The sequence below is a fragment of the Dankookia rubra genome (genome assembly GCF_004355005.1).
GTDB lineage: Bacteria > Pseudomonadota > Alphaproteobacteria > Acetobacterales > Acetobacteraceae > Paracraurococcus > Paracraurococcus ruber_A.
This window is the reverse complement of record NZ_SMSJ01000155.1, coordinates 1-7,952: the sequence shown is the minus strand read 5'-3', so window position 1 is coordinate 7,952 and position 7,952 is coordinate 1. Positions and strand designations below refer to the sequence as shown.

The window sequence follows — 7,952 nt, the reverse complement described above, 5'->3', positions numbered from 1 at the left end:
CCGCGCGCCGAGCCGGGCGCGGCGCCGCCGCGGCCCGCCGCCGAACGGCCCGCTCCCGAGCCGCCGGAGCCGGAAAAGCCCGGCCAGAAGCCGCGCATCGCCCAGCCCGCGCCGCCGGGCCGGCCCGCCAAGCCGGCCCGGCAGGAACTGCTGCCGCTCGGCGAGGATCCCTGGCGGCTGCCGCCGCTGTCGCTGCTGCAGGAGGCCCCGGCGCGCCGCGGCACCGGCCCTTCGGAGGAGGCGCTGCAGGCCAATGCGCGGCTGCTCGAGCAGGTGCTGGACGACTACGGCGTCAGGGGCCGCATCGCCGCGATCAATCCCGGCCCGGTGGTGACGCTCTACGAGCTCGAGCCCGCGCCCGGCACCAAGTCGGCCCGCGTCATCGGCCTGGCCGACGACATCGCCCGCAACATGCACGTCACCGCGGTGCGCATCGCCACCGTCCCCGGCCGCAACGTCATCGGCATCGAGCTGCCGAACGCCAAGCGGGAAACCGTCTATTTCGGCGAGATGATGGGCTCCGAGGACTGGACCCGGCATCCCGGCAAGCTGCCGCTGGCGCTCGGCAAGGACATCGGCGGCAACCCGGTAATCGCCGACCTCGCCCGCATGCCGCATTTGCTGATCGCTGGCACCACCGGCTCGGGCAAGTCGGTCGCCATCAACACCATGATCCTCAGCCTGCTCTACCGCTTCGGGCCGGAGGAATGCCGCTTCATCATGATCGACCCGAAGATGCTGGAGCTGTCGGTCTACGACCGCATCCCGCACCTGCTGGCGCCGGTGGTGACCGAGCCGCCCAAGGCGATCGGCGCGCTGAAGTGGACGGTGCGCGAGATGGAGAAGCGCTACCGCGCCATGTCGCAGCTCGGCGTCCGCAATATCGGCGGCTACAACGAGAAGGTGCAGGAGAGCCGCCGCAAGGGCGAGGTGCTGACCCGCAAGGTGCAGACCGGCTTCGACCCGGAAACCGGCAAGCCGGTCTTCGAGGAGCAGCCGCTCGCCCTCGCGCCGCTGCCGATGATCGTCGTCGTCATCGACGAGATGGCCGACCTGATGATCGTCGCGGGCAAGGAGATCGAGGCCGCCGTGCAGCGGCTGGCGCAGATGGCCCGCGCCGCCGGCATCCATGTGATCATGGCGACGCAGCGCCCCTCGGTCGACGTCATCACCGGCACCATCAAGGCGAACTTCCCGACCCGCATCTCCTTCCAGGTGACCAGCAAGATCGACAGCCGCACCATCCTCGGCGAGATGGGCGCGGAACAGCTGCTCGGCCAGGGCGACATGCTGCACATGGCCGGCGGCGGCCGCGTGGCCCGCGTGCACGGGCCCTTCGTCTCCGATGCCGAGGTCGAGCAGGTCGTCGCCTTCCTGCGCGAGCAGGGCGAGCCCGCCTATATCGAGGAGGTCACCGAGACCGAGGACGAGCCGGGCGAGGGCGACGGGCTGTCGATGTCCGGCATCGCCGGCGGCTCGGACGGCGAGAAGGGGCTGTTCGACCAGGCCGTCGACCTCGTCAGCCGCGAGGGCAAGGCCTCCACCAGCTTCATCCAGCGCCACCTCAACATCGGCTACAACCGCGCCGCCAAGCTGATCGAGCAGATGGAGAAGGAGGGCGTGGTCGGCCCGGCCAACCATGTCGGCAAGCGCGAGGTGCTGGCGCGGCGGACCAACGAGGACTGATGCGCCGCATCCTTCCCGCGCTGCTGCTGGCGGCGCTCCCCGCCGCGGCGCAGGAGCGCCCGGTCATGGTGCCGACCCGCGACGTCGCGGTGACCTACCGCGTCACCGCCGGCCAGGGCCAGGGGCACGAGCTCCGCATGGCCTGGCTGGTCGCCGAGCGGAAGCTGCGCGTCGATGCCGAGGGCGCGCCGGGGTGGTCGGTGATCGACCAGGCGGCGAAGCGCATGCTGGTGGTGATGGACCAGCAGCGCGCGGTGCTGGAGGTGCCGGCGAATACCGGCCCGGGCGGGCTTTCGTTGCCGACCGAGCCGCCCGCCAGCGCCCGCTTCGCCAAGGACGGCAGCGCCACCGTCGCGGGGCTGCGCTGCACGGTCTGGCGCTACGAGGACGGCGACAAGCGGGGCGAGACCTGCCTGACCGCGGATGGCGTCATGCTGCGCAGCAGCGGCGGCCAAAGGGACGGCCAGGGGGGCAGCAGGACCGGCGCGGTGGAGGCGACGAAGGTCGCCTACGGCCCGCAGGACCCAGCCCGCTTCCAGGCGCCGCCCGGCTACCGCTCGATGCAGCTGCCGCCCGGGCTGACCCTGCCGGGCGTCTCGCCGCCGCGCTGAAATCCCGCCGTCAGGCGGGGCTGGCGGGCGACGCCGCCGGCCGGGCCGCGGCGGGCGCCACCAGGCGGGCGGCCGCCAGCAGCAGCCGGGCGCGCAGGATCTCCCGCGGCAGGGCGGAATGCGGCAGCCAGGAACGGTCCGCCAGCACCGGGCTGGCCGCCGACACCGCCGCCCAGGCCTCGCCGAAGCGGCTGGCCGAGAGCGCCGCGCCGAGCGCGCCGGCCGAGAGGCCGAGCCGCGCCGCCCAGCGCCGGAACTCCGCCGTTTCGCGCTCGAAGACGCCGATGCCGGCGGTCCAGAAGCCGCGCACCGCGCGGCGGGCGCGCAGCCGGCGCCAGGCGGCCATGGCGGGCTCGATCGCCTGGGGCGGCTGGCTGGCTTCCACCCGCATCCCCTCGAGGTGGCGGATCCGGCCGTCACGGCGGTGCAGCGCCGCCAGCAGCCCGGCAAGTCCTCCCTCCGGCCCGATCGGCAGGCCGCCGAGGCTGCGCAGCACGGCGCCGCGGATGGCGAAGCTGGCCGCCGCCGCCTGGCCATGCGCCGCGTCGCCTGGTTCCGCATCCGCCGGGTCGGGATCGATCAGCGCGGCCATTGCCGCCAGCGCCGCGGCATAGCGGGCCGCCGCGTCGGAAGCGGCCGTCCCCGCCGGCGGCACCACCTGGCCGAGCACGGCGTCGAGCCGGCCCGCGGCCAGCGCGGCGACTGCCCGGGCGACCCAGCGAGCCTCAGGCACCGCCCCGGCCTCGGTGGTCAGCAGCACGGCCTCCGGCCCGCCCCAACCCAGAGCCGCGTCCAGCCCGGCGCGGAGGGCCCAGTCGCCGGCCGGGACCGGCGGGGTGACCCGCACCGGGAAGGGGAGTGAGGGGCCGAGGCTGTCGAGCGCCCCTTCCACCGTCGCGGCCGGGCCGTTCGGCACCAGCACCACGCCGAAGGCCCCGGCGGCGAGGAAGAGCCCGTCCGTGTTGCGCTGCACCGCCAGGGCGCAGAGCCCGCGCAGCAGCGCGACCGGATCCCGCCCCGCGGCGAGGACGACGATCGCCTGCGGCGGCGCCAGGTCGAGGGCGGTCCGGCCCGGGGCATCGGCCAGCGAGGCAGGCGGGGGCACCTGCGGGAGGGAAGGGGGCATCGAGGTGTTCCAGTCGAGGCGCACCGTAGTGGCACACCCTTTCGAAACGCTTTGGAGGCTGCTGCGTCCCACGCCGGCACCGGCGGCGGGGGTCACCTCCCCGTCACGTCGCGTCACGTGACGGGAAGCGGGCGGCGGCGGCCGCGCCGCACCGGGGCGGTCCTGCCTCGGGGTGGGGGGTTTCCCCCGGCCGTCGACGGGTCCACATGGGGTGCGATGCGCCGACGCCCCCTGCTTGCCACGCCTGCCCTGCTGCTCGCCCCCTTGCTGCCGGCCCCGGCCGCCGCGCAGCAGGCGCGCCCGCTCTCCGACCGCGACCGGGCCGACGTCGCGCGGGCCGAGGCCTGGCTGAACCGGCTGACCAGCTTGAAGGCCCGCTTCGTGCAGATCGCCCAGAACGGCGCCTCGGCCGAGGGCACCGGCTGGATCGTCCGGCCCGGCCGGATGCGCTTCGAATACGACCCGCCCGAGCCGCTGCTGCTGGTCGCCAGCTACGGCCAGTTCTTCTACTTCGACCGCCAGCTCAAGCAGGCGACCACCCTGCCGATCGGCGCGACGCCGCTCGGCATCCTGCTGCGGGACGACCTGAGGCTGTCTGGCGACGTCACCGTCAGCCGGGTGGAGCGCGGCGGCGGGCTGCTGCGGATCACGCTGTTCCGCACCGGCAAGCCGGCCGAGGGCAGCCTGACCCTGGTCTTCGGCCAGGACCCCGTCGAGCTCAAGCAATGGGCGGTGGTGGACGCACAAGGGCAGGAGACGCGGGTCAGCCTGTTCCAGACCGAGTTCGGCGGGCGTTTCCCGTCGATCCTCTTCGACTTCAACGACCCGCGCTTCCGCGAGGATCTCGGCATCCCTTGATTCATCCGTTCCGGATCAAGGAAGCGGCGAGGTTTTGGCGCGAAAACTGCATCACCTTTTCCCGCGGCATCTTGATCATGCCGCATTCGGGGATGAAGCTGGACCCGTGATGAAACCGCTCATCGGCATTTCCTGTTGCGTCAAGGCCTTCGGCATCTTCGCCACGCCCAACCACGCGGCTTCCGACAGCTACGTGCGCGTCGTGCTCGGCCCGGTCGGCGGCATCCCGGTGCTGCTGCCGGCGGCGGGGGAGGCGATGGCGCCGCAGATCCTGCCGCGACTGGACGGGCTGATCCTCACCGGCAGCCGGTCCAATGTCTGCCCCGACTTCTACGAAGGCCCGCCGCATGCGGAAGGCACGCCGGAGGACCTGCAGCGGGACGCGACCACCCTGCCGCTGATCCGCGCGGCGATCGCCGCGGGGGTGCCGCTGCTGGCGATCTGCCGCGGCTTCCAGGAGCTGAACGTGGCCCTTGGCGGCAGCCTCGACCAGCGGATCCAGGACCTGCCGGGCCGGATCGACCATTCGACTCCCTCCGACCAGAAGCTGCCGCGCATCCGCGTCGCCAAGGCGCATGGGGTGCGGCTGGCCCCGGGCAGCCTGATCGCGGACCTCGCGGGCGGCGCCGGCGACCTGCCGGTGAACTCGCTGCACAACCAGGGCATCGCCCGCCTGGCGCCCCGCCTGGTGGCCGAGGGCTGGGCCCCGGACGGCACGATCGAGGCGGTGCGGGTCAAGGACGCGCCCGGCTTCGCCCATGGCATCCAGTGGCACCCGGAATACGACTGGGAAAGGGACGCGGTCAGCCGCGCGCTCTTCGTGCGGTTCGGCGAGGCTTGCGCCGCCTGGGCGGCCCGGCGGATCGCGGCGCCGCAGCCGGCCGCGATCGCCCAGGCGGCGGAATAGGGCGGCGGGCGAGCGTCGCAGAGCGGTCACATCCGCGGCCCGAATGGCCGCGGTTTCGGTTGTGGCAGGTCACACCTGCGCGACCCTGGGGCGATATCGCGGACTCGCATGCCTGCACCGCGCAAAGGCTTTTGCTTCTCGCTCCATGGCCCGCTAATATCCACAGGCCGGCCTGCCTATAATGGGCTGGTGGCGGAGGCCGGTTTCCCCTGCCGGCTCGCCCGACCTATCCGATCGGAAGCATACAACAACGGCGCCCGGACACCCCCCTGTCCGGGCGCTTTTTTTGTGCTTTGCACCGATTCTCCGGGACTTAGCGGCAGTACCTGAAGTGGTGCGCCAACCAGGGCGGCCTTTCGGCCCGGCGGGGCCGCTGCTATGCCAGCCGCCGCACTCGATTCATGGGAGTTCCAATCGGCATGTCCGATTACGTCGTCGCCCCGCCGGTCATCGCCGCCGTCCCGATCAAGGGCAGCCGCCAGATGTTCCCGGTCCGCCGCATCTTCTGCGTCGGCCGCAACTACGCCGAGCATGCGATCGAGATGGGCTCCGACCCGACCCGCGAGCCGCCCTTCTACTTCGCCAAGCCGGCCGACGCGCTGGTGGTGAACGACGCCGACATGCCCTACCCGCCGGCCTCGAAGTCGCTGCACCACGAGATGGAACTGGTGGTGGCGATCGGCTCGGCCGGCGCCGACATCAGCGTCGGGGACGCGCTGGAGCATGTCTGGGGCTATTGCGCGGGCCTCGACATGACGCGGCGGGATTTGCAGAACGAGGCGAAGAAGACCGGCCGGCCCTGGGACATGGGCAAGGGCTTCGACCATTCGGCGCCGATGGGCGCGCTGGTGCCGGCCAAGGGCGTCGATCCCTCGAAGGGGAAGATCGAGCTGAAGGTGAACGGCCGCGTCACCCAGACCTCCGACCTGTCGAAGCTGATCTGGTCGGTGCCGGAGGTGATCTCGAACCTTTCGCACCTCGTGCGCCTCGCGCCCGGCGACCTGATCATGACCGGCACGCCGGAAGGCGTCGCGGCGGTGCAGCGGGGCGATTTGCTGGATGGCTTCGTCGAGGGCGTCGGCACGGTGACCACGCGGATCGTCTGAACAAGAAGGCCAGGGAGGAAGTATCCTCCCTGGGCCCTCCTCTATTTCTCTGGGTCCGGCACCCGCTGCGCGGCGAGTGCCGGACCCAGAAGAAGCAAAGGCAGGGTTTGGGGAGGAAATGCTTTTTCCTTCCCGAGCTTGCTTGCCCAGCCGGGCGGGAGCGGGTAGCGCGGGCGCATGCCTTCGCTCCGCATCGCCACATGGAACATCAATTCCGTCCGCCTGCGCCGGCCGTTGCTGGCCGAGCTGGTCAAGGCGCTCGACCCCGACATCCTGTGTCTCCAGGAGACCAAGTGCCCGGACGAGCTCTTCCCGCTCGACGACCTCCGCGCCTTCGGCTTCCCGCACATCGCCCACAAGGGCATGAAGGGCTACAACGGCGTCGCCGTGTTGTCGCGCCGGCCGCTGCAGGTGCTGGACGGCGATCCCGACTGGTGCGGCAAGGGCGATTGCCGGCACCTGGCGGTCGCGGTGGACGCGCCGGGCGGGCCGGTCGAGCTGCACGACTTCTACGTCCCCGCCGGCGGCGACACGCCGGACCGCGAGGCCAATCCCAAGTTCGCCCACAAGCTCGACTTCGTCGCCGAGGCCACTGCCTGGTCCGCGGCGCGCGGCGCCAAGGCCCGCAGCGTGCTGGTCGGCGACCTCAACATCGCCCCGCTCGAGCACGATGTCTGGTCGCACAGGCAGATGCTCGGCGTCGTCTCCCACACCCCGGTCGAGGTCGAGGCGCTGACGGGGTGGCAGCATTCGGCCGGCTGGCACGACGCGCTGCGCCACTTCGTCCCGGCCGACCAGAAGCTTTATACGTGGTGGTCCTACCGGGCGAAGGACTGGGAGGCGGCGGACCGCGGCCGCCGGCTGGACCATGTCTGGGTCAGCCCGGACCTGGCCGGGGCTCTTGCCCGCCATGTCGTCCTGAAGCCGGCGCGGGGCTGGGCCCAGGCCAGCGACCACGTCCCCTGCATGGTCGAACTCGCGCTGTAGGCGATCTGGATTGCACAATGTCTACCATAGCTTCACAGACGCGTGAGCGGTAAGATGGGTCACCCGGCACCAGGACCGGGACAGGAAGCCCGTCCCGTGTGGATCCTCGCCCTCGACGCCTCGCTCGCCCGCTGTTCCGTCGCCCTGCTGGCCGATGGCACCGTGCGGGCGCATCGCCTGCTGGATGGCGGGCGCGGCCATGCCGCGACCCTGCCGCCGATGGTCCAGGCGGTGCTGCGGGAGGCAGGGGTGGCCGTGACCGACCTCGACGCCATCGCCGCGGTGGTCGGGCCGGGCGGCTTCACCGGCATCCGCGCCGCCCTCGCCCTGGCCGAGGGCCTGGCACTGGCGGCCGGCCTGCCGGCGCTCGGCGTGACGACCGGGGAGGCGCTGGTGGCCGGCCTTGCCGCGCGGCAGGGCGTGGTCTGGTCGGTGGTGGATGCGCGGCGCGGGCGGGTGGTGCTGGAACGCTTCGCCGCCGGCGCCGCGACCGCGGAAGCCCCGCCCGAGGCCTGCGACATCGATTCCCTGGCCGTGCCGGCCGGCCCCGTCACCCTGGTGGGCGACGCGGCCGAGGCGGTCGCCGCCGCGCTCGGGGCGCGCGGCGCGGCCGTGCAGGTGGGCGAGAGCCGCCAGCCGGATGCCGCGGCCGCGGCGCGGGTCGCCGCGCG

At 72.7% G+C, this 7,952-nt stretch carries 8 protein-coding genes; 7 read left to right on the top strand and 1 reads right to left on the bottom strand.

Going from position 1 to position 7,952, the window contains the following annotated elements:
• Together E2C06_RS34410 and E2C06_RS34405 are read left to right on the top strand one after the other, a co-directional pair.
• On the top strand, positions 1–1,686 hold a 1,686-nt coding region (locus E2C06_RS34410; RefSeq protein WP_277751916.1), incomplete at its 5' end, for a DNA translocase FtsK.
• Complete coding sequence (locus E2C06_RS34405; RefSeq protein WP_133293061.1) at positions 1,686–2,297, top strand: DUF4412 domain-containing protein; 612 nt, start codon at positions 1,686–1,688, stop codon at positions 2,295–2,297. The genes E2C06_RS34410 and E2C06_RS34405, both read left to right, overlap by 1 nt.
• Before the next feature lie 10 nt (positions 2,298–2,307).
• Here E2C06_RS34405 and E2C06_RS34400 read toward each other — a convergent pair whose 3' ends face one another.
• Positions 2,308–3,423 carry a hypothetical protein gene (locus E2C06_RS34400; protein ID WP_133293060.1) on the bottom strand — a complete coding sequence of 372 codons (1,116 nt, stop codon included), beginning with the start codon at positions 3,421–3,423 and terminating at the stop codon, positions 2,308–2,310.
• 216 nt (positions 3,424–3,639) lie between these two features.
• Here E2C06_RS34400 and E2C06_RS34395 point away from each other — a divergent pair, with 216 nt between their 5' ends.
• The 5 genes from E2C06_RS34395 to tsaB all read left to right on the top strand — a co-directional run.
• Complete coding sequence (locus tag E2C06_RS34395; protein WP_133293059.1) at positions 3,640–4,281, top strand: LolA family protein; 642 nt, start codon at positions 3,640–3,642, stop codon at positions 4,279–4,281.
• Between the two features lie 109 nt (positions 4,282–4,390).
• Positions 4,391–5,188: a gamma-glutamyl-gamma-aminobutyrate hydrolase family protein gene (locus E2C06_RS34390; protein WP_133293058.1), complete on the top strand. Its 798-nt coding sequence runs from the start codon at positions 4,391–4,393 to the stop codon at positions 5,186–5,188.
• A gap of 419 nt (positions 5,189–5,607) precedes the next feature.
• Positions 5,608–6,294 (top strand): fumarylacetoacetate hydrolase family protein, encoded by a 687-nt coding sequence (locus tag E2C06_RS34385; protein ID WP_133293057.1) that lies wholly within the window; start codon positions 5,608–5,610, stop codon positions 6,292–6,294.
• 177 nt (positions 6,295–6,471) lie between these two features.
• Positions 6,472–7,281, top strand: coding sequence for an exodeoxyribonuclease III (locus E2C06_RS34380; RefSeq protein WP_133293056.1), 810 nt, complete (start codon positions 6,472–6,474; stop codon positions 7,279–7,281).
• A 96-nt stretch (positions 7,282–7,377) separates the two neighbouring features.
• Positions 7,378–7,952, top strand: a 575-nt coding sequence (gene tsaB / locus E2C06_RS34375; protein WP_165982865.1) for a tRNA (adenosine(37)-N6)-threonylcarbamoyltransferase complex dimerization subunit type 1 TsaB, incomplete at its 3' end; no start/stop codon positions are given.